Annotated in this window: 25 protein-coding genes; 10 read left to right on the top strand and 15 right to left on the bottom strand. The window is 65.3% G+C overall.

What is annotated here, in order from left to right:
* Positions 1 to 90: 90 nt before the first annotated feature.
* The 3 genes from NDI89_RS15415 to NDI89_RS15405 form a co-directional block, all read right to left on the bottom strand.
* Entirely contained in the window at positions 91 to 483 is a 393-nt protein-coding gene (locus NDI89_RS15415; protein WP_277522675.1) for a DUF7344 domain-containing protein, read from the bottom strand.
* Positions 484 to 628: 145 nt separating this feature from the next.
* Positions 629 to 1,636 carry a TIGR04024 family LLM class F420-dependent oxidoreductase gene (locus NDI89_RS15410; protein ID WP_277522972.1) on the bottom strand — a complete coding sequence of 336 codons (1,008 nt, stop codon included), beginning with the start codon at positions 1,634 to 1,636 and terminating at the stop codon, positions 629 to 631.
* Positions 1,637 to 1,854: 218 nt separating this feature from the next.
* Positions 1,855 to 2,196: a DUF8152 family protein gene (locus tag NDI89_RS15405; protein ID WP_277522672.1), complete on the bottom strand. Its 342-nt coding sequence runs from the start codon at positions 2,194 to 2,196 to the stop codon at positions 1,855 to 1,857.
* Between the two features lie 124 nt (positions 2,197 to 2,320).
* Here NDI89_RS15405 and NDI89_RS15400 point away from each other — a divergent pair, with 124 nt between their 5' ends.
* Positions 2,321 to 3,748: an FAD-binding oxidoreductase gene (locus NDI89_RS15400; protein WP_277522670.1), complete on the top strand. Its 1,428-nt coding sequence runs from the start codon at positions 2,321 to 2,323 to the stop codon at positions 3,746 to 3,748.
* A 144-nt stretch (positions 3,749 to 3,892) separates the two neighbouring features.
* Positions 3,893 to 5,440, top strand: coding sequence for a TrkH family potassium uptake protein (locus NDI89_RS15395; protein WP_277522668.1), 1,548 nt, complete (start codon positions 3,893 to 3,895; stop codon positions 5,438 to 5,440).
* A 49-nt stretch (positions 5,441 to 5,489) separates the two neighbouring features.
* On the opposite strand, the gene NDI89_RS15390 is transcribed toward NDI89_RS15395, so the two are convergent.
* Complete coding sequence (locus NDI89_RS15390; protein WP_277522666.1) at positions 5,490 to 7,181, bottom strand: thiamine pyrophosphate-binding protein; 1,692 nt, start codon at positions 7,179 to 7,181, stop codon at positions 5,490 to 5,492.
* A 109-nt stretch (positions 7,182 to 7,290) separates the two neighbouring features.
* Between NDI89_RS15390 and NDI89_RS15385 the strand changes: the two genes are divergently transcribed.
* Positions 7,291 to 8,151, top strand: a complete 861-nt coding sequence (locus NDI89_RS15385; RefSeq protein WP_277522664.1) for a UbiA family prenyltransferase — start codon at positions 7,291 to 7,293, stop codon at positions 8,149 to 8,151.
* 53 nt (positions 8,152 to 8,204) lie between these two features.
* Here the strand turns inward: NDI89_RS15385 and NDI89_RS15380 are convergent, their stop codons facing one another.
* The 5 genes from NDI89_RS15380 to NDI89_RS15360 all read right to left on the bottom strand — a co-directional run bounded on the left by NDI89_RS15380 (position 8,205) and on the right by NDI89_RS15360 (position 12,183).
* On the bottom strand, positions 8,205 to 8,456 hold the full coding sequence (locus NDI89_RS15380; protein ID WP_277522663.1) for a hypothetical protein: 252 nt from the start codon (positions 8,454 to 8,456) through the stop codon (positions 8,205 to 8,207).
* A gap of 105 nt (positions 8,457 to 8,561) precedes the next feature.
* Positions 8,562 to 8,831, bottom strand: a complete 270-nt coding sequence (locus NDI89_RS15375; RefSeq protein ID WP_277522662.1) for an amphi-Trp domain-containing protein — start codon at positions 8,829 to 8,831, stop codon at positions 8,562 to 8,564.
* A gap of 141 nt (positions 8,832 to 8,972) precedes the next feature.
* Complete coding sequence (locus tag NDI89_RS15370) at positions 8,973 to 10,154, bottom strand: redox-regulated ATPase YchF (RefSeq protein WP_277522661.1); 1,182 nt, start codon at positions 10,152 to 10,154, stop codon at positions 8,973 to 8,975.
* A 132-nt stretch (positions 10,155 to 10,286) separates the two neighbouring features.
* Positions 10,287 to 11,378, bottom strand: a complete 1,092-nt coding sequence (locus NDI89_RS15365; RefSeq protein ID WP_277522660.1) for a hypothetical protein — start codon at positions 11,376 to 11,378, stop codon at positions 10,287 to 10,289.
* Positions 11,379 to 11,451: 73 nt separating this feature from the next.
* Positions 11,452 to 12,183: a GNAT family N-acetyltransferase gene (locus tag NDI89_RS15360; RefSeq protein ID WP_277522659.1), complete on the bottom strand. Its 732-nt coding sequence runs from the start codon at positions 12,181 to 12,183 to the stop codon at positions 11,452 to 11,454.
* 271 nt (positions 12,184 to 12,454) lie between these two features.
* Here NDI89_RS15360 and NDI89_RS15355 point away from each other — a divergent pair, with 271 nt between their 5' ends.
* On the top strand, positions 12,455 to 12,904 hold the full coding sequence (locus tag NDI89_RS15355; RefSeq protein WP_277522970.1) for a hypothetical protein: 450 nt from the start codon (positions 12,455 to 12,457) through the stop codon (positions 12,902 to 12,904).
* Positions 12,905 to 12,954: 50 nt separating this feature from the next.
* Here NDI89_RS15355 and NDI89_RS15350 read toward each other — a convergent pair whose 3' ends face one another.
* From NDI89_RS15350 to NDI89_RS15340, 3 genes are all read right to left on the bottom strand, one after another.
* Positions 12,955 to 13,521, bottom strand: a complete 567-nt coding sequence (locus NDI89_RS15350) for a DUF7344 domain-containing protein (protein ID WP_277522658.1) — start codon at positions 13,519 to 13,521, stop codon at positions 12,955 to 12,957.
* A gap of 414 nt (positions 13,522 to 13,935) precedes the next feature.
* Positions 13,936 to 14,634: a helix-turn-helix domain-containing protein gene (locus NDI89_RS15345; protein ID WP_277522657.1), complete on the bottom strand. Its 699-nt coding sequence runs from the start codon at positions 14,632 to 14,634 to the stop codon at positions 13,936 to 13,938.
* A 493-nt stretch (positions 14,635 to 15,127) separates the two neighbouring features.
* Positions 15,128 to 16,054: an HhH-GPD family protein gene (locus NDI89_RS15340; protein ID WP_277522655.1), complete on the bottom strand. Its 927-nt coding sequence runs from the start codon at positions 16,052 to 16,054 to the stop codon at positions 15,128 to 15,130.
* A 160-nt stretch (positions 16,055 to 16,214) separates the two neighbouring features.
* Here NDI89_RS15340 and NDI89_RS15335 point away from each other — a divergent pair, with 160 nt between their 5' ends.
* Complete coding sequence (locus NDI89_RS15335; protein WP_277522653.1) at positions 16,215 to 16,538, top strand: ribbon-helix-helix protein; 324 nt, start codon at positions 16,215 to 16,217, stop codon at positions 16,536 to 16,538.
* Positions 16,539 to 16,679: 141 nt separating this feature from the next.
* Positions 16,680 to 16,808: a hypothetical protein gene (locus NDI89_RS15330; protein WP_277522650.1), complete on the top strand. Its 129-nt coding sequence runs from the start codon at positions 16,680 to 16,682 to the stop codon at positions 16,806 to 16,808.
* 131 nt (positions 16,809 to 16,939) lie between these two features.
* On the opposite strand, the gene NDI89_RS15325 is transcribed toward NDI89_RS15330, so the two are convergent.
* Positions 16,940 to 20,842 carry a glycoside hydrolase family 97 N-terminal domain-containing protein gene (locus NDI89_RS15325; RefSeq protein ID WP_277522648.1) on the bottom strand — a complete coding sequence of 1,301 codons (3,903 nt, stop codon included), beginning with the start codon at positions 20,840 to 20,842 and terminating at the stop codon, positions 16,940 to 16,942.
* Between the two features lie 431 nt (positions 20,843 to 21,273).
* On the opposite strand from NDI89_RS15325, the gene NDI89_RS15320 reads away from it, so the two are divergent.
* Entirely contained in the window at positions 21,274 to 21,498 is a 225-nt protein-coding gene (locus NDI89_RS15320) for a hypothetical protein (protein WP_277522646.1), read from the top strand.
* Positions 21,499 to 21,845: 347 nt separating this feature from the next.
* Here the strand turns inward: NDI89_RS15320 and han are convergent, their stop codons facing one another.
* Positions 21,846 to 23,750: a Hef-associated nuclease gene (gene han / locus NDI89_RS15315; protein ID WP_277522645.1), complete on the bottom strand. Its 1,905-nt coding sequence runs from the start codon at positions 23,748 to 23,750 to the stop codon at positions 21,846 to 21,848.
* A gap of 136 nt (positions 23,751 to 23,886) precedes the next feature.
* Here han and NDI89_RS15310 point away from each other — a divergent pair, with 136 nt between their 5' ends.
* The 3 genes from NDI89_RS15310 to NDI89_RS15300 all read left to right on the top strand — a co-directional run bounded on the left by NDI89_RS15310 (position 23,887) and on the right by NDI89_RS15300 (position 25,395).
* Positions 23,887 to 24,297: an FAS1-like dehydratase domain-containing protein gene (locus tag NDI89_RS15310; protein WP_277522643.1), complete on the top strand. Its 411-nt coding sequence runs from the start codon at positions 23,887 to 23,889 to the stop codon at positions 24,295 to 24,297.
* A gap of 68 nt (positions 24,298 to 24,365) precedes the next feature.
* Positions 24,366 to 24,863 (top strand): Mov34/MPN/PAD-1 family protein, encoded by a 498-nt coding sequence (locus NDI89_RS15305; RefSeq protein WP_277522641.1) that lies wholly within the window; start codon positions 24,366 to 24,368, stop codon positions 24,861 to 24,863.
* Positions 24,864 to 24,963: 100 nt separating this feature from the next.
* Positions 24,964 to 25,395: an FAD synthase family protein gene (locus NDI89_RS15300; RefSeq protein WP_277522639.1), complete on the top strand. Its 432-nt coding sequence runs from the start codon at positions 24,964 to 24,966 to the stop codon at positions 25,393 to 25,395.
* Positions 25,396 to 25,431: 36 nt separating this feature from the next.
* Here NDI89_RS15300 and NDI89_RS15295 read toward each other — a convergent pair whose 3' ends face one another.
* Positions 25,432 to 25,587 (bottom strand): hypothetical protein, encoded by a 156-nt coding sequence (locus tag NDI89_RS15295; RefSeq protein WP_226006795.1) that lies wholly within the window; start codon positions 25,585 to 25,587, stop codon positions 25,432 to 25,434.
* Between the last annotated feature and the right edge of the window lie 170 nt (positions 25,588 to 25,757).

The raw sequence follows: 25,757 nt of genomic DNA, 5'->3' as shown, positions 1-25,757 counted from the left end.
TCACACCGCGTGAGACTCGACCGGCAGCGGACGGCGGTTCCAGCAAACGCCGTCGGGTATATAGCCCGTGTACGCCGGGCCGCCGCTCGGCTACCGGGGCGGCCCCTGAACGGACTCTCGTCGGGAGAGCAGGGTCCGTCCGCGTTCGCGTAGCGTGACCGTCTCCGTCGCAGTGTCGTAGTCGACCACGTCCGCGTTCGCTAACTTCGGGATGTGCGTGTGGTGCAGCGAGATGCGGACGGCCCGTCGATCCCGCGCGGAGACGTCGCCGTGATCCGAAATCGCGTTCGGTTCCGCGCCCGCCTCCTGTGCCGCGATCTCCACCGCGAGTTCGGTGAGCGGGGCGGAGCCGCCGCTCTCCTCGAGGTATTCCAGTACCCCGCGCCGTCGCTGATTCGCCAACAGATCCAGTGCCGTATCTACGGCGTCGGCACCTTCACCGAACGCAGTGAGGCTTTCGGGGGAATTCAGTAGTGGGATCATACGGTCGGTAAGCCTCGGCTCGTATATATACAACGTGTGAGTCTGATCGAAACACTACCTCCTGTTGTCATCGTCGAGGATCGTCTCGTCGATCATCGAACCCGTTCGATACCGTAATAAGCGCGAGTGGAAGAACGGGGCGGCGTCAGGACAGCTCGGCGACCGCTTCCATCGTCGTCCGCTTGTCCGCCTCGTCCATCCCGTTGACGAATCCCAGCCGAACGGCGTCGACGCCCTCGATCTCGCTGTACGCTTCGACCCACTCGCGGACCTCCTCGGGCGTGCCCGCCGGAGCCAGTTCGTCGAGCACGTCTTCGGGAAGGGCCGCGGCCATCGCGTCGGTGTCCCGTTCCTCCCAGGCGGCACGGATCTCGTCGACGACGTCCGGATAGCCCTGTTCGGCGACCGAGTTCCCGTAATAGGGGCCGTAGGCTCCGAGCAGGAAGGCGACGGTGCTACGCGCTTTCGCCCGCGCCGTCTCTCGGTCCTCCGATGCGATGCCGCGGACGATCGGGGCCACTCGCAGATCCGAGAGCTCTTTCCCGCCGAGTTCGGCGCCGCGTTCGAGGTCCTCGAGCCGATCCCGAAGCCCGTCTCTCGTGAACAGCTGCGGTGCCCAGCCGTCGCCGAAGCGACCGGCCATCTCGGTGGCCTTGGGGCCGAGCGTGCCGACGTCGATCGGCGGCGGGTTCTCGCTCGGGCCGCGCTCGTAGTCCAGCCCGGGAATCTCGAAAATCTCGCCGTCGTACGCGGGGTTGCCCTCGTCGTAGACCGCGCGCATGATCTCGATCACTTCGCGCGTGCGCCGGAGCGGCCGGTCGAACTCCTGTCCGTGCCAGCGCTCCGTGATCGCGGGCGAACTCGGGCCGATCCCGAACCGGAACCGGCCGTCGGCGGCGGCCTGCATCGTCAGCGCCGTCTGGGCGAGCATCGAGGGCGTTCGTCCGTACGGGGAGATGACGTCGTTGGAGATGCCGAGGTCCTCGGTTCGGTCGGCCGCCAGTGTCAGCGGCGGGACGATGTTCCAGCCCGTCGTCTCCCCGACCGTGATCCGGTCGAAGCCCAGCTCTTCCGCCTGCACGGCGCGATCGGCGACGCCCTGCGGCCGATCGTAGTCGCCCAGTCTGACCAGCAAGTCCAGTTCGGCGTTCACAGTGCTCCCCTCCGCGTCGGCGCTCGAGTCTCGTCTCGACGTGTCATCATCCTTGACCGCGTCACGCATTCACATAAAATTGTAGCGTTTCCGTCCAGTCACGAGTAGCCGTCGCGCCTGAGTCCAGTCCTCGCCAGCGGGAGCCGTCGATAGCTGTGTACCGGACTGAGCGGTACGTTGAGACAAATACCCACGGCTGCCCTCGAGCGCGGCCGGGGTCAGGAACTCGTCGGGTCTTCCTGATCGTCGTCCTCGAGAACCTCCGTACAGATCCGTGTCGCCGCCTCGAGGTGATCGTCACCACCTGGATGGCCGGTTTCGTCGACTTCGGAGAGCAGGCGTCGGACCGTTTCGACGCGCTCCACGGTGGTTTCACTATCGAGGTCGCTCGTCGCGAGGTCGCGAGCGACCGCCTCGGCCTCGCCGAGCCAGCGGTTCGTCCGGCGATCGATCGGAAGTTCGGCGGTCGCCTCGAGGTGGCGGGAGAGCGCGCGGATTCGGACCTCGAGGGACGCGGATATGTCATCGTCGGCTGAAGCTGGAGATGCGTCGTCGCTCACGGTCGTGCGTTCGGTCCCGAGCACCGTGACGGTTTCCGCTGCCGCCCGGTCAGGAGCGCCGGGCGTTCCCTCATCGTTCGAACCGGTGGGAAACGTTGATACTGCCAGTGACTAACGTGATGGTATGACACACGACTGTTCGTTCCTCGAGGAGGTCGACCTCGCGGACGACCAGCTATCGTTCGCGGACGGACGCCGGGAATCGCACGCGGCCGACTGGGGGACTGAGCAGAGCGAGGACGGCGGCGTGGTGCCCGACGCCGTCGTCTGGCCCGAGAGTACGGCCGACGTGTCGGCAGTGCTCGCCGCTGCAACCGACCGCGGCGTTCCGGTGACGCCCTACGCCGCGGGGACCGGACTCGAGGGCAACGCCGTCCCCGCCCACGGGGGAATTAGCCTGGATCTCACGCGAATGGACGACGTCGTCGACTACCGGCCCGACGACTTCCAGATCGACGTCGGCCCGGGGATCATCGGCTCGGACGTCGACGAGTACGTCGCCGGTGACGGCCTCTTCTTCCCGCCGTTGCCATCCTCGGGCGACATCTCGACGATCGGCGGGATGATCGCGACCGACGCCAGCGGGATGCAGACCGTCCGCTACGGCGAGATCGCCGACTGGGTGCTCGGCCTCGAGGCGGTGCTCGCCGACGGCACCGTCGTCCGGACGGGATCGCGGGCGATCAAGACCTCGAGCGGCTACAACCTGACCGATCTGATCGTCGGCAGCGAGGGGACCCTCGCGGTGGTCACCGAAGCCACGCTCGAGCTCGCCGGCCGGCCCGAACAGATCCGCGGCGGCCGGGCGATCTTCGAGAGGCTCGACGACGCGGCGGAGGCCGTCTTCGACGCGGTCCGGACCGACGTCGGCGTCGCCCGGATCGAACTGGTCGACGGGCTGAGCGCGACGATGGCCAACGACTACCTCGGCAGCGACCTGCCCGACGCACCGATGGTCTTCCTCGAGTTCCACGCCAACCACGGCGTCGAGGAGGAGATCGAGCTCTGTCGGACGATCTTCGAAGACCACGACGTCGTCCGATTCGAGATGAGCGACGACGACGACGAGATGGACGAGCTCTGGGAGGCGCGCCGGGAGCTCGCGTTCGCCGTCGCGAGCTACGACCCCGACCTCGAGTCGCTCCACCCCGGCGACGTCACGGTCCCGATCAGTTCCTACCCTGAGACCGTTCACGAGGCGAAGCGGCTCGCCGACGAGTACGACCTCCTCGTTCCGTGCTTCGGCCACGCGGGCGACGGCAACCTCCACTACAGCGTGCTCGTCGATCCCGACGATCCCGAGCAGGTCGAGCGCGGCGAGGAGCTCTATCGACGGCTCGTCGAACTCGCGATCGAGATGGGCGGGACCGCGACGGGCGAACACGGGATCGGCGAGGGTAAACAGGCGTACCTCGAGCCGGAACACGGCGCCGGCGCGGTCGAGGCCATGCGAACGATCAAGCGAGCGCTGGATCCGACCGACACGCTCAATCCGGGGAAGATATTCCCCGAGACGGCCGACGGTGAGCGGATCCGCAGGCCCGACCAGTAGCATAGCGCGAGTCGCCGACCGTCGTGCCGAGTCGTGTGAGGCGGTCGTAACGCAGTTTTTATTGAGTTTCCCCGGCTCCGACCGAATGGCCTCGCACGATCGGGAAAGCGACGAGTGTGCGCTTCGCTGCGAACCCAGCTATCTATGACACGCAGGATTCACGTCGACGTCCGGTCCAGTTGTAGCCTCCTCGGAACCGTACTGAAGTATCTCTCCCTCTCGCTGTCGTTTCCGACCCTCGTCGCGCTGTACTACCGGGAGAGTCCGCTGCCGTTTCTCGTCGCCCTCGTCGTCGCCGTCGCCGTCGGGATCGCCCTCGAGCGCCTCGAGCCGGAGCCCTCGCTCGAGCACCGCGAGGCGTTCCTCATGGTGGCGCTGACGTGGCTCGTGGTTCCCCTCGTCGGAACGATTCCGTATCTCGTCGCGGGAACGGGGACGATCGGCCATCCCGTGAACGCCTTCTTCGAGAGCATGAGCGGGTTCACGACGACCGGCGCGACCGTCATGGGGAGTATCTCGGTGGAGACTCACTCGCGGTCGATCATGATGTGGCGACAGCTGACTCAGTGGCTCGGCGGCATGGGGATCCTCGTGCTCATGGTCGCGATCCTCTCGGAGCTCTCTGTCGGTGGCACGCAGCTCATCCGGGAGGAATCCCCGGGGATCCAGGTCGAGAAACTGACGCCGCGGATCAGGCAGACCGCGCGAGCGCTCTGGCTGATCTACGCTTGGTTCACGCTCGCCGCGGTGGTCGTCTACTACGGGCTTCAGCTGGTCGGACTGGCCGAGAACATGACGTTCTACAACGCCGTCGCCCACGCGCTCACGACGCTGCCGACCGGGGGCTTTTCGCCGGAAGGCCGCAGCGTCGAGGCCTTCCGACCGATCGTCCAGTGGGCGTTCATGCCCTTCATGGTCATCGCCGGGACGAACTTCGCCCTCTACTGGTACGTCTGGCGGGGTGAACCCAGACGACTGACGGACAACGCCGAGTTCAGGTCGTACGTCCTATCGATGGGGATCGTCGGCGGGCTCCTCTCGCTCCTGTTGTTCCTCGGGGTCGGCCTCGCCGCGGGTCCCGAAAACGTTGGCCCGATCCCGGGGAGCCTCGAGCGCTCGCTGCGCCACGGGCTCTTCCAGACGCTCGCGATCGTGACGACGACGGGGTACGCCAGCATGGACTTCAACACCTGGAGCGAGTCGACGCAGGTGATTCTCCTGTTCGCGATGTTCCTCGGCGGCTCGGCGGGCTCCGCGGCCGGCTCGATCAAGATCGTCCGCTGGTACGTCGTCGGGAAGTCGATGCGACAGGAGCTGTTCCGAATGGTCCACCCGCGTGTGATCCAGCCGGTTCGAATGGGCACCACGGGCGAGGTCATCGACGATGACACCGTCTACAGCATCTTCGTCTTCATCCTCGTCTTTCTGACGCTGTTTGCCGTCTCGACCGTCCTGCTCTTCCTCGACGCCTATCGCACGCCCGGGCTCGAGCTATCGGCGCTCGAGGCGATCAGTGCCACCATCGCGACGCTGGGGAACGTCGGTCCGGGCGTCGGCGTCGTCGGCCCGATGAACAGCTACGAGCCGTTTTCGAGGGCGGCGAAGCTGTACATGATCTTTCTCATGTGGATCGGCCGGCTCGAGATCCTCTCGGTACTCGTGATCCTGACGCCGGCGTACTGGCGGTCCTGACGCCGCTGAGTCCGCGTCGGATTCCAGTCGGTTCCGTTCGACGGTGAGATCAGTCGTGAACCAGCACGTCGAGCACGTCCGTCCCCTCGCGATCGAGCGCGTCCTCGATCGAGCCCTCGATCCCGTCGGGCGTTTCGACGAGTTCGGCGCGGGCACCGTGACTCTCGGCGTTCTTGACGAGGTCGACGGCGGGGTCGAAGTCCATCCCGACGAACTCGTAGTCGTCTTCCTCGCCGCCCATGATATTGAGCGTGTTGTCCTTCAGGATGCGGTAGTTGCGGTTGTCCGAAATGACGACCGTCAGGTCCAGATCGTAGCGAGCAGCGCTGTAGATCGAGTGGGGGTAGTACTGGTAGGAACCGTCCCCGATGAAGCCGACGACGTCGCGAGGGTCGTCGCGTTGTTCCTCGGCGACGGCGGCACCGACCGCAGCCGGGAGCCCGTAGCCGAGGCCGCCGCCCTTGTTCGAGATGTACTGTTCGGGTGCCAGATCCCACCGGGTCAACATGGCGTACTTTGAGGTGACGCCCTCGTCCACGATGGCGGCATCGCCCGCGACGCGTTCCATGGCGTCGACCAGTTCGGCCTTCGAGGAGCGCGGGTCGTCTTCTCCGCCGCCCTCGCCGTAGCCCGCCATCTTGGCCTCGACCATCTCCTTGACCTCCGCGACCGCCTCGAGTCGGTCGGCAACGACGTCGTCGGCGAGCTTCCCGCGGACGCGTTCGGTGATCCCGTCCATGACGAGTCCGGGATCGCCGATCACGGCAGCGTCAGCGGGCTGGTTCTTGCCGATCTGCCAGGTATCGTCGCTCAGGTGGATGCAGGTCGTGTCGTCGTCGACCAGCGCCTCCTCGTGGCGAGTCAGCGTCGTGTTCGTCGAACAGCCAGCGAAGAGGATGGTATCGGTGTCCATCAACATCGCCGCGAGGTCCTCGCTGGTCGGGAGGTAGGAGACCCACTGCTCGTGGTCCGTCGGGAAGTCGACCTCGCAGGAGAGGATCTCGCCGTGAACTCGTGCTCCCGTCGTCTCCGCGAGTTCGACCGCCGCGGCGACGGCGTCGGCCCCCGAACGAGCGATGTGATCGCCGACCACCATCACCGGATCGTCGGCCTCGGCCAGCAGTTCGGCCGCGCGCTCGAGCTGCACCGGATCGCCGCTGCCGGCGTTCGGAATCGAGCCGAGTCGTTCGGGTTCGGCGTCGGTTTCGCTCAGCATGACGTCGAGTGGCAGGCCGAGGAAGACCGGCCCGGTCGGGGGCGTCATCGCGACGCGGAAGGCCCGCCGGAGCATCGTCGGCAGCGCCGAGACGTCGAGCACCTCGTCGGACCACTTGCAGAACTGGTCGGCCATGTCGACCAGATCGCCCGAGAGGATCGGCTCCTCGTGGCGGAAATCGGTGCTGTGGTTGCCCGCCGTCACGACCAGCGGCGCGCCGGCGATCTTGGCCGCGTAGAGGTTGCCCAGCCCGTGAGCCAGCCCCGGAGCGATGTGGAGGTTCGCCACGCCGACCGGCGTGACCGAGTCGTCGTGGTGGGCGTGATACCGCCGCCGCTGGGCGTAGCCGCCGGCCATCCCGACCGCGATGTCCTCGTGGAGTCCGAGCCTGTACTCGAGGTCGCTCTCGCCGATCGCCTGCATGATCGGCAGTTCCGTCGTCCCCGGGTTGCCGAAGACGTAGTCGACCCCGTAGGACTCGAGGGCGTCAGTGAAGAGATCCGCACCGGTGTAGCCATCTGTCATGCTTTTTCGTGGTACTGCACGGCACATCAAACTGTGTGTCTCGGAAGCTCGATCCCAGCTCCGCGGCCCCGACCGGAGTATTATAGGTCAGTTCGTTGTCGCTCGGTGTATGGCTATCGCGAGAGACGACAGCGGCGTCGGGCCGACGGCTCGAGCCCTCTGGTCGCAGGTCCATCCCGTCTTCATGACCCCGCCGCTTGCCGCGTCGCTGTTCGGCGCGATCCTCGCCGGCGACGTCGATCCAGTCGTCGCGGCGGTTCACGTGGTCGCGATGTTCGCGGCCGTCTACACGGCGCACGTGAAAGACGGCTACGTCGACTTTCACGTCCGCGGGGAGGACGATGACCACCCGTTGACCGAGACCGGGTGTCGGACCGCGCTCGCGCTCTCGACGGCGACGTTCGCGCTGTGTTGTCTCGCCCTCGGACTCCTCGTCGACGCGCTCGCAGTCGCGGTGACGCTTCCGACGTGGCTGATCGCCTACCATCACGCCCCACAGCTCGATACGAATCCCCTGACGGCGACGACGGGGTATCCGCTCGGCATCGCCCTGTCGGTGCTCGGCGGATTCTACGTGCAGGCGGGGACGATCACCGCTGTCCCTCTCGGGTTCGCGCTCGTCTTCCTCACGCTCCTCTCGGGGATCAAGGTGATCGACGACGCACAGGACTACGCCTACGACCGGTCGATCGAGAAGCGAACCGTCGCAGTGGCGTTCGGTCCCGACCGCGCCTACGACATCGCCTACGGGCTGATGACGGTCGCGTTAGTGGCCGTGGTCGCCTTCGCGGCCGCTCGCATCTTCCCGCTGACGGCGCTCGTGGCGGCCCTCGCGTTCGCGGCGGTCGCCGGTATCGCGCGGCGAGCCGACCCTGAACTGGCGACCATGCTGCTCATCCGCGGCTCGTACGTCTTCCTCGCCGTGCTCGTCGCCGCCGTCCGGTTCGATCCGATCGGTCGGCTGGTGTAATCACTAGTGGGCTCGAGGGAGGATCGCTCGAAACGGAGCCGCTCGAGGCGGCGCTACAGCGACCGGCGGTGCCCACACCGCGGACAGTACATGTCTCCGTTCTTGATGAGCGTATAGCTCTCCTCGCAGTGCCCGCACAGGCAGCCGACCGAAACGCCGGCCTCCCGGCCGATCGCGGCGATGGTGTTCTGCAGCTGGCGCTGTCGGCGTTCGGCGGCCTCGAGACGGTCGCTGAGGACGGCTAACTGTACCGCGGTGTCTCGTTCGCGCCGGGGGTGGGAAACGCGGGTGGGACGGGGGGTCATGGCCGCTATAGGACGCCAGCAGGCAAAACTGCATCTCTATCCGATAGCAGCCGTGATACTGCGGAACTCTATCGGATTCGGCGGTGGCACTCACGGCGACGGCCGCTACTCCGCCGCTGTGGACTCCTCGGAGACGTTCGCTGGCTTCCAGTCCATCTTGATTGTCACCGTCTCACGCCCCCCGCGCAGGATCGATGATCGCTCGCGAATTCCCACTTCGTAGGCGATCGTGGTCGGCGGCCGGAGTTCGACCGTCTTGTTCCCGGTCCGGACCTGCGCCGATCCATCACCCTCGAGCTCGTCGGCCAGCGCTCGCAGTCGGTCGGCGGCCTCGTCACGAGTGAGCTGTTCCTCCGAGAGTTGCTTTTCGGCCATGGATGGCTCTCACCACGAACCCTCAAATAAATCGTACCCCTGATGAACTGGGGCGCTCGAGGACGAGAGAACCCCTCTACGAATCGGCTTCCGTCCTCGTGACGACTCGGTGCTGGACGAACTCCGACTCACGTCTGTTCGTCAAGAGGCGGTCGAAACGATCTTGATCACGTCGCCCTCCTCGAGTTCGTACTCCTCGCCGATCTCCCGGTTCGATTTCGCGTTGACCGCGTGCAGGTAGCCGTCGCCGATATCGGAGTGGACGCTGTACGCCAGATCCACGGGCGTCGATCCCTGGGGAAGCAGGAACGCGTCGGGGAGGACGTTGCCGCTGCCGTCGGACCACTTTGCGGCGTCCTCGACCGGGTAGGCGGTGAGGTGGTCGAGCAGGTCGTAGACCGCATGATCGAGCGCCGCCTGCACGCCGGTGCCGCCCCACTCGGCCATCGTGTCCGCGAGGTCCTCGAGCGCCCCGCGCTGTGCGTCGTTGACGCCGTCGCCGATCGCGATCGTCTCGTCGCCGGGGTCGTACTCGATCAGGTCGTTGTCGGCCGCCCGGCGGAGCGCGAGTTCCCCCTCTGCAGTCGTCGGAATCACCGGTTTGTCGAGCTCGAGCAAGCGTTCGACGTTCTCCTCGGGGGCGACATCGATCTTGTTCGCCGCGACGACGATCGGCTTGGTTCGCCGGCGAACGTCGCGTGCCAGCGCCTCGCGGTGTTCGTCCTCCCACTGAATCGGGTCGTCGGGGTAGTCGACCTCGCGGAGGACCATCGCGATCTGTTTCGGTGACGCGCCGAAGCCCGAGAGCATGTCCGCCAGCGCGTCGTCGATGTCGAAGTCGGGTGAACGGGACTTGCGCTCGACCGATTCCCAGTTTCGCTCGACGATGCCCGCCAGCCAGAGGTCCATCTCCTCCTCGATGAAGTCGATGTCCTCGAGCGGATCGTGGTCGCCGATGTCGACGGGTTCGCCCTTCTCGTTGGTCCCGCCGGAGGCGTCGACCACGTTGACGATTACGTCCGCGTTCGTGAGTTCGTCGAGGAACTGGTTGCCGAGGCCTTTCCCCTCGTGAGCACCGGGGACGAGCCCCGCCACGTCCAGGAGTTCGATCGGGACGTAACGCTTGCCGTTCTCGCAGTTGTCCGCGTTACAGCGTTCCTCGCGCTCGAGGCAGGGACACTCGGTCCGGACGTAACTCACGCCGCGGTTGGCGTCGATCGTCGTGAAGGGATAGTTGGCGACGTCTACCTCCGCCATCGTCGCCGCGGTATAGAACGTGGACTTGCCGGCGTTCGGTTTCCCGGCAAGCGCAATCGAGAGCATGACTCTGGGTAGCAGGGTCCGGGAAAACTACCTTTCGATTCCGCAACTCCGGGTCGGAAATGACGACGGACCGTTTCATCGCTCAGAATCGGCCGCACCGCAGCTCGCTCGAGGGAGCGCCCCGGCCGATCGTTATCTGGTTCCCGGCTCGAACGACTCGAGGAGGATCGACGCCTCCCGAACCCCTTCTTCGAAGACGGCGTAGTCCGACGCCGAGACGCGATTCGCGTGAGGATCCCAGTCGACGGCCCGGATCGCTCGGAGTCGGGGAAGCGTCGCGTGTCGCAGGCCGGCCTCGACGGCGTCGGCGGAGTCGTCGACGTGATACGAGACGGCGCTGGCGAGATGGTCCACCGACCGCGTCTCGTCGTCCCATTCGTGGTAGAGGACGGCGAGAGCGATTCGGGCGCGTTCGTTCCGAAGCACGTCGAGGACCTCGTCCGCGGTCGCGGGGACCGACGCGACGGTAACGACGCCCGGCTCCCGAGTCGCCGTCGGAACGGTCGTGGTGGTCGACGGGGACCTTGCGGAATCTCCGGAACGGGGGCCCGCCTCGGCGTTCGGCGACGGACGAGGGTGCGACGCCGGTGCCGTCGTCGACGCACTCGCGGTCGCCGTTTCACCGTCGGTTGCCGCGGCGCGGGCCGACGTCGGTGCGTCGGAGACCGCCGGACCGGTCAACTCGGTCACTCCGGCGGGCGTCTCGGTCGGCCGATCGGCTGGCGGTGTCGCCTTCGGTGCCGTCGCCGACGACGATTCGGTTTCGCCGTCCGGAGGATTTTCACGCGCGCCGGTCGCGTTCGCACTGGCACCCTCGAGCGACGGCCGAACCGCAGTCGCGAAGCCGGTCGCGCCGCCGACCGCGGTGAGGATCGTCACCAGCGCGATCGGATCCCGGACCGCGCCGCCCTCGAGCGTTACGTAGCCGACGAGCCAGAGTGCGAGCGCGCAGGCGGCGACGATCCCGATCGAAACGCGAGTCGCGACTCTGGCGCGCGCGTCGGACGGAACGTCACGACCCGCCAGCCAGACGCCGCCCGTTGCTAGCCCCGTCGGGACGAGCAACGAAACGAACAGTTCGAACGCGAGGGCCGGTTGCGAGACCGGCGTCTCGAGCGTCCGGACGATTCCGGCGACCGCCAGTGCGAGCCCCATCGCGACGATGGCAGCGGTCGATTCCCCCCATCCCTCCCACCGGTACTGTACGGGGGTGGCGAAACGCATGCCTCTCAGTTCCGGGGACTGTCGTATAAATCGGACTGATTCCTGCCCGACACGTTCACCGATCGGAACGGGGCTACAGCTCGACGGCCATCATCACCTCGTCGACGTAGTGGCCGTTGAGTTTGTAGTGGTCCTCCCGGATCGCCTCGGTCTCCCAGTCGTGTTCCTCCAGGAACGCGATCGCCTCCTCGTTGGTCGACGGGACGCTCTGGTAGACCTTCTCGTAGCCGTTGGAGCCGGCCCACTCGAGGCCCCGCGAGAGGAGGTGCGAGCCGACCCCGTGGCCGCGGTACTCTTCCAGCACGCCGACGGTGAGCTCGGCGGTGTGACTCAACTTCTCCAGTTCCGGCGCGTGGAGGTGGACCCACCCGACGACGTCGTCCTCGACCGTGGCGACGAAGAACATCCGAGACTCGAGTTCGTTGTGCCGGAGCAGCGCGTCCTCGTGGTCGATCTCGTCGGCGACGCTCTCGGCCTCGATGTACGTCTTCTCTTCCGCGACCTGTCGGATCGCGCCGACGATGCCCGTCAGGTCCTCCTGGCGCGCCGGACGGATGTGGAACTCGAGGTCCTCGGAGAGGTACTCCTCCTCGGCACCCGCATCGATCGTGACCCTGAGCGTGCCGTCCTGTTCCTCGATCCGGCCGTCGCGTTTGAGGATCGCGACGTGGTGTCGGAACCCGCTCGGATCGAGATTGAGGTGCTCCTGGGTCTCCTCCGGGTCGACCGCCCCGTGTCGCTCGACGTACTCGTAGATCTCCTTGCGGTCCGCGTGGCCGAACTCGAGCGTATCAGTTGACGACATGATAACTGCTACCACGAAACAATACTTAATCCTTGTCCGGTCGATAGCCACGCCGGAACCGGGCGTACGGAAGGGCGTTCCGTCCTCGTCGGCGGTTCACGGGCGAACGGATTCGGTCGATTCGAGATCGATACGCTCCGTCCGCTCCGTGGATCTTAAACGGACAACTGGTACAGGCGGAGGACCTTGCACGGGTAGCTCATCGACTCGAGTGCGTGAGATGAGCGCTGTCCACCCGTTGGCATCTGACAGTGTGCGTCTCGCGTTCCGCATGATCGGACCGAACGTGGTGGTTGCTGGCTGTGCCTTGCTCCTCGCGGTAGCGGTCGGACTGGTGGTCCACGAGTGGGCACACGCGATCGTCCTGCGATTCGCGCGGGTCGAGTACTCCGTCTCCTATTTCCCCGGCCGTTCCGACGGAGTCATCGCGCTCCTCCTGACCCGTCCCTGGGCTGCCGTCTCTCCCCGCCCGACCGGCAGCGAGCCCGCCTGGGTTCTCCGCGTCGCGGCGCTCGCGCCTCTCTCGCTCGCGGTTCCCGTCTTCGGACTGGGAATCGCTGGCCACGTGACGACCGACACGCCGGTCGTCGCCGGCGCGGCGATCGGCTGGCTCGCCTGCGCCCTCCCGAGCCCGCAGGACTTTTCGGTCGCGTTTCACGCCCGCCGACTCCTCGAGCGGTCCGCCGAATCGACCGCGCCACTCGCTTCCCGCGCCGACTGACGGTCGTCGATCGGCTCCCGGGTTCGGCCGGGCCGCTCCCTCGGGGACTACTACCGATAGGCACCGGTCGACCAGACATGTGCGCCCGTAACGATAGCAAACGCGGCGAGAACGAGTCCCGACCCGACGAGACCGGAGACCGGGACGAGTCCCGTCGCGATCGCTCCGATCAGCAGTGTACAGCAGACGATCGTCCCGGCGTACCGCCGCGGCCACCGGTCGGAGGAATCGGCTCCGGTGGGCGGCTCGAGATACGAATCGAGTAGCGGCGTCCGTGCCGTCGGTTCGACCCGACCGCGGTCCTTGTCGTAGTCGACGATTCCGTGATTGTCGAGTTTCGGAAGGTGGGATTGATACAACGAAATATACACGCGCTGGCGCTCGTCCGAACTGAGCTCGTCGATGGTCGTCTCCTGTTCCCAGGCTGCGACCTGTTCGGCGAGTTCGCGCAATCGGACGGGTTCCTCTGCCTCGCGGAGGTATCGGAGCACGTCCCGACGGCGTTTCGTCTGAAGCAAGTGATAGACGTCGTCCAGCGACAACTCCGGCGAGGAAGCGACTGTCTCGGTTTCGCGAGTCGGTTCGTTCGAGGCGGTTGTCCGACTGCGTCCGAACACGTCGACTCTTCTGGAGGGTATTCATGTTGAATATATAAAACTAGTGGCTCGTCCGGAACGTGATTCCTCATCGACGAGTAACAGAGGAGCAGGGGGTGGGTAGTCACCCCATCAGCAGTCCGGCATCGAGGCGGTCACACAGCCACGAATGACCGCGGATCGGTGATTGAGCACGGGTGATCCACCGGCGTTGACAGCGATGCTAGCGCGTCGGGTGGTCGGACCACGCCGACATCTAACTGTTGTCTTGTCCGATAATAAAGCTACTTATTGGGTCAAATACCTCATAGTATGGAGAATACACCAACGATCGAGCTAAAACAGGGCGCATATCATCCCACACAATCAGATATAAACAGAGTCGGCCGCTCGATTTACCGATCTGTGTGGCTCGAGGTGACGACGGCCGAACGCTCAGGGATCGATCTCCATCGGTGCGCTTCGATCGGAGAGTTCCGCGCTGACGAGCGCGGCGTGGCTCCGACGGAGTCGTTCGGACAGCGCCTGATGTGAGATACCCAGTTCCGCGGCCAGTTCCTTGAGCGTCACTCCTCTGGGCACGTCGAAATAGCCGAGCTCGTGGGCCTTACAGATCGTCTCGTACTGGGTATCTGTCAGGGGAGTCCGCGCGGTCGCGAGATCGTTCACGCCACTGATTCGACAGACGTCCGCCGCGAAGTCGTACTGCTCGAGTAACTCGTGACACGCCGAGACCGATTCCCGATCGTGGAACAGTAATTTCACCATCCAGCGTTCGTCTCGGCCCTGAGCGGTCAGTATTGCACCGTCGTTTTCCGTGACGATCTCCTCGAATAGCTTGACGCCGTCACCGAACGCGAGCCGAAACAGCCAGCGGTCGTTCGGGCCGACGGCGGTCTCCTCGTCGGTCGTGGACCTTCCCGCGTCGTCGGCGACGCTCGCGATCACGTCGACCGACGGATCCTCCTCGAGCGCCCGCCGAACGGAATCCCGGTCCGGTCCACTCGTCCAGACGAGCGGCGGTGAGCCACCGATCATGCCGCCGACCTGGAACTCGAACGTCGACACTCGATCGAACGTGCGAGCGAATCCGAGTCGATCGGTCGGGATCCCGAGTTCGACGACTGTGGTCATCATCGAAAGCCACCACAGAGACGTATACACGGATTGTGTTTCCGGTAGCCTTTCCCGCCACCCAATTCCGATGACCGTCACGTTTGCTCGAGGGTGCCGGATAATTATATATCCGTCCGCGAGGCCCCTGTACTACAATCGCGCCGATTTCTGCTATCGCAATTCGATTACGCCGCTCGTTATGGGTCTTATCTAACATTTTATTCGAGCGACGGGAACGCTTCACTGGCGCAGTCGGTCGTATTTTCAGTCCCTGTAACTCCCGGCCAGCTACAAGTATCCTCACCGCCTCCGTTCGAGTGGCCATCGACGAGCACTGGCCGACAGGGAATGCGCGACGACCGCCGTCCGTCGTTCTCGCGAACGGCGTCGTCGACCGTGCCGGTCGAATCTCTCGGATCGATTCCTCGAGTGGACAGTCGCTGACGGAGCAGAGAGACGTCCGAGATATTCCGTGCCCGATACCCGGGTGCTCGGGAGCGACCGACCGTCACTACCGCTGTAACCGCGCCACTGGGCCGTCGGTATCGTCGCGTTCGAGGTCGACCAGTCCGTCAGACTCGAGATCGTCGAGGAGGCCCTCGAGCCACGCTCGGCCGTACTCGCCGTCGGGAGCGTAGTCCACGCGAATGCGATGCCCGAGCGCGTCGAGCTCGAGTTCGTCGTACTCCTTGAGCGTTCGGACGATCCGACCCCTGAACTGCCGGCGACTGCCCTCGAAGCTCGGTTGGGTGGGAACGTCGGGAGCGGTGAAGTCGCCGCTGGCGTACGCACCACACCATTCCCGCCACGGACAGCCGGCCTCGTCGCAGTGGGGCGTCTGCTCGCAGGCGACGCCGCCCAGTTCCATGATCGCGTTGTTCCAGACTCGCGACCGCCCCGCGGGCATGAGTTCGCTCGCCGCCGCTTCGAACGCGCCGTCGTCGTCCGGGACATCGAACGCCCGGTAGAGCACTCGTTTGACGTTCGTGTCGACGACCGCGTCGCCGTCGTTGAACGCGAAGCTCGCGACCGCGTTGGCCGTGTACGGGCCGACGCCCATCAGTTCCTGGAGTTCGTCGGGCGTGCCGGGGAAGTCGCCGTCATACTCCTCCTGAACCTGCTGGGCCGCCTCGTGGAGGTACTTCGCCCGGTTGTTGTACCCCAGGCTGTGGTCCGTCCAGAATCCTACGACGTCCGCGCGATCGGCGTCGGCCAGCGCTGCGGTGGTCGGCCACCGCTCGAGGAATTCCTCCCAGGCCTCGACGACGCGGCCGAGTTGCGTCTGCTGGCTCATCACCTCGCTGACGAGGATTTCGTAGGGATCGTCGGTCCGTCGCCACGGAAACTCGCGGTGGTCGTCCTCGTACCACTCGATCAACGCCTCGCGAACGGCCTCGCGGTCGGCCGGTAACGCCCACTCCTCGGCCTCTGCTGTCATCGGCGGAGATTAGGGAAGCGGCGGTTTATCAGTGCTGGTCGAGCGGGCGATTTCGACGCCGACTTTCGGGTCGGTACGTGACCGCCGGCGCTCACGGAGGGCCACCGGTCGATCACCGTAACCAGAAAGGCCTATCCGGCCCGCTCGAGTCCCCTCTCGTATGAGTCTCGACGACCTCAACGACGAAGTGACGGAGTCGTACACGGACATTGGCGACGACCTCACCGTCTCGCTCGACCGCGAGGCGCGAAACGAACTGGCCCTGCTCGAGACGGCGCTCGAGCCCGAGGAGACGGACGAGCTCGTCCGGCGGGCGATTCACATGCTCTTTCAGTCGACCGTCGACACCGGTAAGCTGGACTTCCAGCTCCGGTCGGCCTACGACGTGACTTACGACGAGTATCTGTCGGGCATGACCTTCGAGGAGATGACCGGTGCGGACCAGTACCCGTCGATGGACGACGAGCGACGCTACCAGTTCTGACGGCCACGGGATCAGTCGTCTCCCGCCGTCCCGCGTCCTCGGCTCGCTTCGACAGCGATATCGATACGTGTTCTAGTCACAGAGAACACTTTTAGCTGCATACTAGGTGTGCTTAAGCTTGCTCGCACCCTCGTCTTTTACATGACTACCAGTCAACATTCCCTCGAAACCGACTACCACTGTCCCGAATGCTCGGCTCCGCTGGCAACTCGATACGAGTCGCTCGCCTGCGACGACTGCGGGTACACGCCGCGTCACGGCGCCGACTGACCGAACGCTCTCCTCTCTCAGATTTCCGTTTCGATTCGAACCAATCCGGTCAAGCGCGTCTCTCCGGTAGTCCGTGAGAACGTGATGATCACGACCGTCACGGGACGGTCGCTGCGATCACGGCGCGCCGATCAGCCGTCGCCCAGCGGGACGAACGGCAGCACCGCCGGTTGGTCGGCCGAGTAGGCCAGCGCGTCGGCTTGACTGGTGTCGTCCGGCGTCACCATGTCCATGATGCGCGGCGCGTTCTCGGCCGCGCCGGGGATGGCACCGCCGAACACGTAGTCCGCGGCGTCCTCGGCGACGGGACGGAGCGTCCCGCGGTCCTCCGACTGGACCATCGCCACGACTTCCAGGTCCGAGATATCGGTTCCGCCGAACGCGGCCCGATCGACCGAGATCGCTACGGTGTTCGCCTCCGTGTCTACGTCGTCCCGAACGCTGATTTCGTCGCCATCGGCGTCGGTCAGCGGATTCCCGCCCGCGTCGACCGCGCTCTTCGTGAAGCCGCTGACCTCGAGGCGGTAGTGCCAATCCGACTCGAACTCCGCAGCCAGTCCGAGGTCGCCGACCTCGGTCGTACCCCCGCCGTCTGCGGCCGGATCGCGGAGCCACAGGACGAACATGTGCGGCGAGAAGCCGCGATCGCTTCCGAAGGCGTTGTTCAGCGTCTCGACCGCGAAGGAGAACTGGACGGTGCTCGAGGTTCGCGTGACCTCGAACGACCGGAGGTCGAAGACGCCGTCCTCGAACGCGCCGGCGGTCGGGTACGTGTACTCCCCGGGGCCGTAATCGTCGCCGCTCGAGTCGGCGAACGATGCGACGGTCTCCGGCGGCGTCACCGTCACGGTTCGGCTGGCGAGGGGTTCGCCGTCGATCGTCCGGACGGTCACGTCGTAGGTACCTGCGGTGTCGATCGTCGTTCCGAACCCGAACGACTCGTCGGTCGCGCCCGGACCGAACCGGACGTTTTCGAGGCTGCGGACGTCACTGTCGACGACGAGCTCGACGGTCGTCCCGCCGATGTAGTCGCCGCTGTTGGAGCCGGTCGCCGAAACGAACGGCTCCCGCACGAAGGTCTCGTCGTCGATCGAGACGTCGACCTCCTGGGTGGGCCGTTCGTAATTCGGGAGTTGCTCGAGGTCCTCCTCCGTCGCCGGACGGAGCCGAACGGCGGTGCCGCCGGAGCCGACCATCGAGGCCAGTAGCGTCGTGGATGCGTCGACGATTGCCTCGTCGATGCGGACGTCCTCGAGGTTGCCGTCGTAGTCGGCATCGACGCCGTCGGAGTAGATCTCCGCGACGTACTTGTCGTTCCCGTGTCCACGGCCTCGATGCTCCCCGCGTCCGTTTCGTTGGCCACGAGCGCGTTCTTTCCGGTGACCGTTGCCGCGGCCCCAGCCGTGGCCCTCGTCGTCATCGTCTCCCCAGCCGTGGCCATCGTCGTCCCACCAACCGGGGCCGTCGTCGTCTCCCCAGTCGTGATCGTCGTCCTCCCACCAGCCGCGGTCGTCGTCATCGTCCCACCAGCCGTGGTCGCCGTCCTCCCACCAGTGACCGGAGTCGGAATCGAGGAAGTCGAGCGGGATTTCGAGCGCGCGGCCGTTCTCGTCGGTCATCGCACCGACGTACCACTCGTCGCCCTTCTGGCGGGCGGTGATCATGTAGTCGCCGATCGACGAATCCAGAACGCGCGTGTCGTCCCAGCCCGCTGCCGGGACGTCTTCGACGAACTGGAACGCGGGGACGGTCGGCCCGGTGATCGGCGGCTCGTCGGGTTCCGGCATCGGCGCGCCGGTCTCCGTGACGGCGATCGCATCGAGGTTGAAGCCGCCGGTGTCCTCGTCCGTGAGCGCGAGGGAGAGCTCGGTATCGCCGTCCTCGAGCGAAACCGTCGTCGCCGTCGCGGTCCAGTCGTCCCAGTAGTCGGTTCCGGGGATCGAGAGCTGTTCGACCGGTTCCCCGTCGACCTGAAGCGTGGCGGTCGCGTCGACCTCGAAGCCGAGCCCGTTGTCGGCTTCGTAGTTGGCCGCTCGGAGGTGGACGTCGTACTCGCCGGCGGGGGCGTCTTCGAGCGTCCAGGTGGCCGTCGACCCGCTGTCGACGCTGTTGGCGTCGAAGGGAACGTACGCCTCGCCCTGCGCGTTGGCCCACTCCGACTGGGTGACGAACCCGTCGAGGTCGGCGTGCTGGGCTTGCGCGACCTCGCCGACGCCCAGCGTGGCGGGCTGGTCGGCCAGATAGGAACTCGGCAGGTCCGCGACCATCTGGAGGCCGCTGAAGTAGGTCGGGTACATCGCGAGCTGTTTCGCTCGCGTCGTCTCGATGCCGCCCGAGCCCGACTCCATGTCGAAGATCCCCGGCGTGTACTCGACTGGGCCGCCGAGCATGCGCGTGAACGGGAACGTGACGTGGTGGTCCGGACTGACGTTTCCGAACGCGTCGTACTCCTGGCCTTTCACGCCCTCGCGGGTCATCAGGTTGGGGTACGTTCGCCGGCGACCGGTCGGGTGAATCGGCTCGTGTACGTCGAGCAGCTGCCGGTTGGCCGCCGCCGTCTCCGCGACCAGCGTGTGGTGGTTGACCAGCACCTGATTGTGGTGGCTGTATCCCTCCCCGGAGAGATCACCGCTGTCGGAGACGTATCCGTTCTTGATCGTCCGAATACCGAGGTCGTCGTACAGCCCGAACGCCTCGTCGAGCTGGGACTCGTAGTTCCGGAAGTCCCCCGCCGTCTCGTTGTGCATCGTCATCTGCGTCGCCGGCTCGAGGCCCGAGCCGTAGTCGGTGACGCCCTCGAGATCGAAGTCGGGATACGACTCGGTGAAGCTGAACTCGCTGCCGTCGCCCGGGTAGCTCGACCAGCCCTGGTTCCAGCCCTCGACGAGGACTCCGGGAATGTCGTGCTCGCTGGCGAAGTCCATGTACTGCTTCGCGCGGCCGGTCTGTGCGCCGTGGTTGCCGGTCTGGGGACCCTGGTACTCCCAGTCTGCGCGGCCGGTGATCATCAGCCACCAGACCCCGATGAACTTCTGGGGCTCGATCCAGTCGGTGCCCCGCGTGAACACGTCGTCGCTGTAGTCCTCGTTGAGGTTGACGATGAGGTTCGACTCGATGAGGTCGCCCGGCCGCCTGCCGAGCTGGATCGTCCGCCACGGAGTGACGTGGGGCGCGGACGCGGACACCTTTGTGCCGTCCGGAAGCGGGGCCAGCGCCGCCTCGAAATCGGTGGAGCCGTCCGCCTGCGGTGTGATCGCCAGCGACGCGTAGTCGTCGAGGTTCGCCTCGTGGACGCTGACGTAGTGGTCGTCGTCGGTCCGCATCGTCATCGGCGTGTGGACGCCGTCGAACGAACCGCCGAATTCCGACTCGAGCGTCGAGCCGATTTCGCTGAGGGGTGTCGCTTCGTACTCGTACTCGAAGCTGTTGTAATCGCCGGGCACCCACCACGAGTCGTAATCGCCCGCGAAGGAGTACTCCGTTCGCTCCGAGGTGATGACGAACTCGTCACCGAAGCGCTCGTCGAAGAGGAACCGGAACCCGAACCCGTCCTCGAAGACCCGGATCTCGAGGGTGCCGCCCCGGCCCGGTCCCTCGGTCTCCTCGAGGCCGATCCGGAGTTCCGTATACCGTTCCTCGATCTCGTCGTACTGATCCCAGACCGGTTCCCAGGTGCTGTCGACCCGGTCCCACTCGCTGCCCGTGACCTCGAGATCGGCCGCGTCGCTGCCGACGCCGAAGGCGGGCTGATTCTGGAACTCGAACCCGATACGCGACGAGTCGACGACGGTTCGCCCGTCGAACCGCACGCTGTACGTCGGGGTGCCGTCCTCGACGTCGATGATTACCAGCACCCGCCCGTCGGGCGAGGGGACGACTCGGGTCAGCGAATCGTCACCCTCCCAGACCGGCGATGCGGCCTCCGCGGATACGTTCAGCGAATAGGCCGACGCGGCGAGCAGCGACGCCATGCCGCCGAGTACCCCGCGTCGCCCGTACGTTTTCAATGTTTGGTGTGATTTCTCATCAACCATGCCACCTCATACATGCCCATACGGTCACTAAAAATTTACTACGATAAATAGTAGGAGTCAATGGTCGAGTAGCGATCATCTAACAGGTGGAAAGGGAATCTGTTGATTCAGACCGCACAGAGGGCAGACGCTGTCTCCCTCCCAGACGAACAGCATTCTATCCGCGAATAAATTCCAATAGATATAAGTTTAACTTTCTCGTATGAATAGCTGGAAGTCAGCTCCAGCGGGGGCGTGCGTCGAAACGCCCCGGGTGCTGAGACACCCGAGACTGGCTTCCAACCGCAACGGCTCGAAGCCATGTTTCACTTACTCCCACCGAGACATAAACGTCTCGCACGACGACGGCATCGGACTCAAGTATCGACTACGGTCGATCGACTATCGCTCGAGTGGCGACGCCATCGGAAGACGCAAACTCGGAGCGATCGATGAGCAGCGACGACGAGTCGCCGCTGGCCGACGAACTGACGATGGACGCCGACTCGATCGCTCCCAGCAATTCGTCGCGACGGCGACAGCCGGTTCCGTGCCCGCGGTGTGACACGCCCGTCGCGGTGGTCGTGAGCTACGGCCCGACGACGCACAGGGCCACGCCCTGTGGCTGTCCGGTTTCGGGGAGCCTGCTCGAGAAGACCGGGCCCAGCTCCGACTAAGGGAAGGGTTGGGGTGCGACGGACCCGTTTTTTGCGGGTCGGGTCGTCGTCAGTACTGCGCAATCGGGGCAGGCGAGTATCGAGCACAGCAATTATATCTGTCTATGAACCGGAACATTGGATGACGAAATAGTGCTGACGAATATTCCCACGATCGATGACCTTGCCGAAGTCACTGGGCAGTTCAAAGAACAGTTGCGGAAAGATCGGAACGCGCTTTCGAAACTGACCAGCGACGTAGCTGACGAGGAGTGAGGTGCAACCGAGTCCTCTCTGGGAGACAATTGAACGCTATTGACACTTCTGGTGTGCTGGTTTAGACCCGAAAAACGAACGGCAAATAATCTTCAGTCGTCGATCGGCGCGGCACTCGAGAGCGCTTCGTCGATGTCGGCCTCGGCCATCTTCTCGACTAAGGCGTCGATCACTTCCTCGCGCTTGCCGGAGACGAACTTGATCGAGCCGACGACGAGGTGGCCGCCGCCGGAGACGCCGCCGCCCGCGATCTCGGCCTCGAGTTCCGTGACCATGTTCGGAATGTCGAGTCGGACGCCGTCACTGCGGAGCACGGCGAAGTCAGGCCCGTAGCCGACCGTGATGACCGGATCGCCGGTCTCCTCGATCTTGCGGTCGTGGATCTCGCCCGTCGTCTTCCCCGGTGCGGGGTAGGTAAAGCGGTGGGCGTGGTTCTCCACGTCGATCCGGTAGAGGTGCGCGCCGTTCTCGAGCGTCTCGTGCTCGAGGTGGGGCATCGCGTCCTCGAGTTGCTCGTCGACTTCCTCGCGGCCGCGGTCGGCGAAGAAGGAGACGAGGTCGCGGTGGCGCTGTTCGTCGTCGCTGTCGACCTGCAGCAGGTCCTGAATCAGCTGGTCGCCGGAGTTGTAGCGCAGCCAGAAGGCGGCGTAGTCCAGCGCCTCGCTGACGTCCTGAACGCGGTCCTCGTCGTACCCCTCTTCGGCGGCGAGCGCGAGGTAGTCGTCCATCGCGTCGGCCTTCGAGCGGTCCGAGAGGCCGGCGACGGCGGGGATGTGACGGAGTTCGTCGCCCAGTTCGGGGTAGATCATCCGCGCGAGTTCGACGCAGAGCATCCCCGTCGTGATCCGGTAGTCCTCGTCGTGGAGGTAGGGATTGACGTGTGCGTCGAGGAGATCCTCGACGGCGTCGGGGTCGGGATGGTGATGGTCGACGACCGCGATCGGGATGTCGTAGTGGGCCAGCGTCTCGTAGGCCGGGACGTCCTCGGCCGTCGAGCCGTTGTCCAGCATGAGCAGGAGCGGCAGTTGCTGGCCGTGTTTCTCGCGATCCTCGAGCGCGAAGTTGAGGTCTCGCGTCGCGTCTTCCATCTCGTAGAACGGGGCCTTCGCCGGCAGCCGCTTGATGAGGTGGCGGGGTGCCTCCTCGTCCTCGTGAACGTCGGCGATGAACCGCTGCAGCGCGATCTGGACGGGGACGGCGGCGCACATGCCGTCGCCGTCGGCGTGGTGACGCACGCGGATCGGCCGCCCCTCGAGGACCGTCCGTCGGAGCAGTCGGGCGACTTCCTCGAGATTCGGCCGCAGTTTCTCGAAGGCCGGCCAGTCGATCAGCGGCTCGACGTCGTGGGGTTCGGCGCGCTCGTCGAGGGCCTCCTCGAGTCGCTGGCGGGCCTCTTCGGCGTCCTCGCCCTCGAGCTTCGAGAGGCCGTCGACCTCGATCTGGACCGATCCCTCGCGGTGTTCCGGCGTCCCGGTGACGCGGACGACGTCGCCGACCTCGATGGTGGGATAGGCGCGGACCCCGGCCTCCTCGAAGGCGGCACAGGGGACGACGCCGTACTCGTCGGAGACGTGGAATATCGTCGGGCCGCCGGTCTGTTTGACCTGGGTGACCGTTCCCTCGACGTGGATCTGCTCGCCGATGTTGCCCTCGAGACGGTCCGTGCCGGTCAGCGAGTAGTCGTGGCCGACTTCCTCGATCGTGTAGTCATCGATATCGACCGGCTGGAAGGCCATGTCGCCGTTATCGCGGATGCTCTCGAGTTCGACGACGAGTTCGTCGCCGACGGCGTAGGTGCCCTCGAGGACGGATTCGTGGACGAGCCCGGAGACGGAATCGGAGAGATCGACGAAGACGCCGTAGTCGACGATGCCGTTAATTTCGGCGAGATAGGACGTGTCCTGTTCGACGTCGTCGGCGGTACAATCGGATGCGAGATCGTAAACGACGGAATCCCCGTCGTCTGCGCCGGGTTCCCCGGCGGAGTCACGCGTCATCTTGGTTCGCTGTTCGAGACGGTCGCGTATAACCCTTGTCAAGACGTACTGGCGACTCGAGGCGCTGTTCTGGGCCCCGAACGGTCCCTGCCCACTCGAGCAATAGCTACAAACGACCTCGGCGGGATGTCCGCACATGGACGTCTCACATCCGCCAGCGGAAGGTGACGAGTACGTTTTCGAACGAACATTCGATCACGAGGACGTCCGCGAGTTCGGCGAGCTGTCCGGCGACCAGCAGCCGATCCACACCGAGCCGGACGAGGCGGGTCGGCTGACCGTTCAAGGTCTGCTCACCGCGACCTTGCCGACCAAGATCGGCGGCGATCTCAACTACATCGCTCGCAGCATGGCGTTCGAGTTCCGCAAGCCGGTCTACACCGGCGAGCGAATCACCTGCACGTGTCGCCTCGAGTCGGTGACCGAACGCGACGATTACTACGACGTGGAGAGCTCGGCGGTCTGTACGAACGAGAACGGCGAGGACGTGCTACGAGCGGAAATCGACGGCCTCATCCCGAAAAACGCGGTTTCCGACGACGAATAGCGTCGTCCGTCCCGGCCGATGGGACGGCCATCGGAACGTTTAGCAACCGCAAGGCCCCAGAGGGGTGTATGGGGCTGTTCGACGCGCTGTTTCGCTCGAGCGAGATTCTCGGCATCGCCGAGGAGACCCTCGAGTTCGCCCTCGAGTCCTCCGAGGAGACCCATCCGAACGAGTACATGGGATTCCTCCGGGGGACCGAGGCCGATCGCCTGGATCTGGACCGGGACGGCCTGGTGATCACGGACGTTCTCGTGGTTCCCGGGACCGAGACCAACAGCGTCAGCGCGACCGTCAAGACGAACCAGATTCCGAACGACGTGAAGGCACTCGGGAGCATTCACTCCCATCCCAACGGCGTCATCAAGCCCAGCAATGCGGATCTGGACACGTTCGGTCGAGGGAGCGTCCATATCATCATCGGCGCGCCCTACCGGCGGACGGACTGGAAGGCGTTCGACTCACAGGGGAAGCCGGCCACGCTGAACGTGATCGACGTCGACCTGCCGGACACCGAGGACTTCTTCGACTTCACGCAGGCGGATATCGACGAGGAACTGCGACGATGAGCGTTTCGCTACTCGAGACGATGGCACCAGTGACTACCGCACGACCGACGACGGGATCGCCACAGAAACCGCACGCGACCGGATCGACGGCGAGGCACGCATGACGCGGCGGGTCATCGCCCAGGGAACGTTCGACATCCTCCATCCCGGCCACGTTCACTACCTCGAGGAGGCCGCCGCGATGGGCGACGAGCTGTCCGTCATCGTCGCCCGGTCGGCCAACGTCGACCACAAGGAGCAACCGATCTGTCCGGCCACGCAGCGCCGCGACGTGGTCGGCGCGCTCGAGGCGGTCGACGAGGCCCTGCTGGGCCACGAGGAGGACATCTTCGTCCCGATCGAAGAGATCGATCCGGACGTGATCGCGCTCGGCCACGACCAACACCACGACGACGATGCGATCCGAGCCGAACTGGACCGCCGCGGGATCGACTGCGAGGTTCGCCGGGCGAGCGCTCGAGAGTCGGCTGCCGACGACCAACTGCTCTCGACCCGACTGATCATCGATCGGATCCTCGAGCGACGAGGGTGAGACGCACCTCGATCGCGTGTTCTCAGTGCGGCTCGATCAGTTCTCGAGGACGACCGGGGGCGGCAGTCGCAGCGAATCGACCGTGTGCCCCGTCTCGACGAAGTGTTCGATGGCCTTCTCCGAGACCTCCTTTTCGGTGTAGCCGTCGGCAGTGCTGAGTTGCCAGTCGCATTCGAGACAGTATTTACACATACGTGGCTCTAACTGGTAGTCGGTCACAAAGGCGGGAAAGACTCGTGCAGGAAATCGAAGGGCAGACTGCCGCAAAACTGTCACACGTGAGCGGGTGAACGGACGATGCCGGACACGGGGAGAGGGATGACAGATGGCGGGAGAAAACCCCCGCTTTAGCCGCGGGGTGA

Origin of the sequence: Natrinema salsiterrestre, from assembly GCF_029502005.1 — an archaeon.
Taxonomy (GTDB): Archaea; Halobacteriota; Halobacteria; order Halobacteriales; family Natrialbaceae; genus Natrinema; species Natrinema salsiterrestre.
This window is presented reverse-complemented; position numbering and strand designations above follow the sequence as displayed.

What these genes read in the sequence shown, in the direction of transcription:
- NDI89_RS15415 (WP_277522675.1), bottom strand. Translation starts at nt 483, where the DNA reads ATGATCCCACTACTGAATTCCCCCGAAAGCCTCACTGCGTTCGGTGAA.
- NDI89_RS15400 (WP_277522670.1), top strand. Translation starts at nt 2,321, where the DNA reads ATGACACACGACTGTTCGTTCCTCGAGGAGGTCGACCTCGCGGACGAC.
- NDI89_RS15395 (WP_277522668.1), top strand. Translation starts at nt 3,893, where the DNA reads ATGACACGCAGGATTCACGTCGACGTCCGGTCCAGTTGTAGCCTCCTC.
- NDI89_RS15390 (WP_277522666.1), bottom strand. Translation starts at nt 7,181, where the DNA reads ATGACAGATGGCTACACCGGTGCGGATCTCTTCACTGACGCCCTCGAG.
- NDI89_RS15385 (WP_277522664.1), top strand. Translation starts at nt 7,291, where the DNA reads ATGGCTATCGCGAGAGACGACAGCGGCGTCGGGCCGACGGCTCGAGCC.
- NDI89_RS15380 (WP_277522663.1), bottom strand. Translation starts at nt 8,456, where the DNA reads ATGACCCCCCGTCCCACCCGCGTTTCCCACCCCCGGCGCGAACGAGAC.
- NDI89_RS15375 (WP_277522662.1), bottom strand. Translation starts at nt 8,831, where the DNA reads ATGGCCGAAAAGCAACTCTCGGAGGAACAGCTCACTCGTGACGAGGCC.
- NDI89_RS15370 (WP_277522661.1), bottom strand. Translation starts at nt 10,154, where the DNA reads ATGCTCTCGATTGCGCTTGCCGGGAAACCGAACGCCGGCAAGTCCACG.
- NDI89_RS15365 (WP_277522660.1), bottom strand. Translation starts at nt 11,378, where the DNA reads ATGCGTTTCGCCACCCCCGTACAGTACCGGTGGGAGGGATGGGGGGAA.
- NDI89_RS15360 (WP_277522659.1), bottom strand. Translation starts at nt 12,183, where the DNA reads ATGTCGTCAACTGATACGCTCGAGTTCGGCCACGCGGACCGCAAGGAG.
- NDI89_RS15355 (WP_277522970.1), top strand. Translation starts at nt 12,455, where the DNA reads ATGATCGGACCGAACGTGGTGGTTGCTGGCTGTGCCTTGCTCCTCGCG.
- NDI89_RS15345 (WP_277522657.1), bottom strand. Translation starts at nt 14,634, where the DNA reads ATGACCACAGTCGTCGAACTCGGGATCCCGACCGATCGACTCGGATTC.
- NDI89_RS15340 (WP_277522655.1), bottom strand. Translation starts at nt 16,054, where the DNA reads ATGACAGCAGAGGCCGAGGAGTGGGCGTTACCGGCCGACCGCGAGGCC.
- NDI89_RS15335 (WP_277522653.1), top strand. Translation starts at nt 16,215, where the DNA reads ATGAGTCTCGACGACCTCAACGACGAAGTGACGGAGTCGTACACGGAC.
- NDI89_RS15330 (WP_277522650.1), top strand. Translation starts at nt 16,680, where the DNA reads ATGACTACCAGTCAACATTCCCTCGAAACCGACTACCACTGTCCCGAA.
- NDI89_RS15325 (WP_277522648.1), bottom strand. Translation starts at nt 20,842, where the DNA reads ATGGTTGATGAGAAATCACACCAAACATTGAAAACGTACGGGCGACGC.
- NDI89_RS15320 (WP_277522646.1), top strand. Translation starts at nt 21,274, where the DNA reads ATGAGCAGCGACGACGAGTCGCCGCTGGCCGACGAACTGACGATGGAC.
- han (WP_277522645.1), bottom strand. Translation starts at nt 23,750, where the DNA reads ATGACGCGTGACTCCGCCGGGGAACCCGGCGCAGACGACGGGGATTCC.
- NDI89_RS15310 (WP_277522643.1), top strand. Translation starts at nt 23,887, where the DNA reads ATGGACGTCTCACATCCGCCAGCGGAAGGTGACGAGTACGTTTTCGAA.
- NDI89_RS15305 (WP_277522641.1), top strand. Translation starts at nt 24,366, where the DNA reads ATGGGGCTGTTCGACGCGCTGTTTCGCTCGAGCGAGATTCTCGGCATC.
- NDI89_RS15300 (WP_277522639.1), top strand. Translation starts at nt 24,964, where the DNA reads ATGACGCGGCGGGTCATCGCCCAGGGAACGTTCGACATCCTCCATCCC.
- NDI89_RS15295 (WP_226006795.1), bottom strand. Translation starts at nt 25,587, where the DNA reads ATGTGTAAATACTGTCTCGAATGCGACTGGCAACTCAGCACTGCCGAC.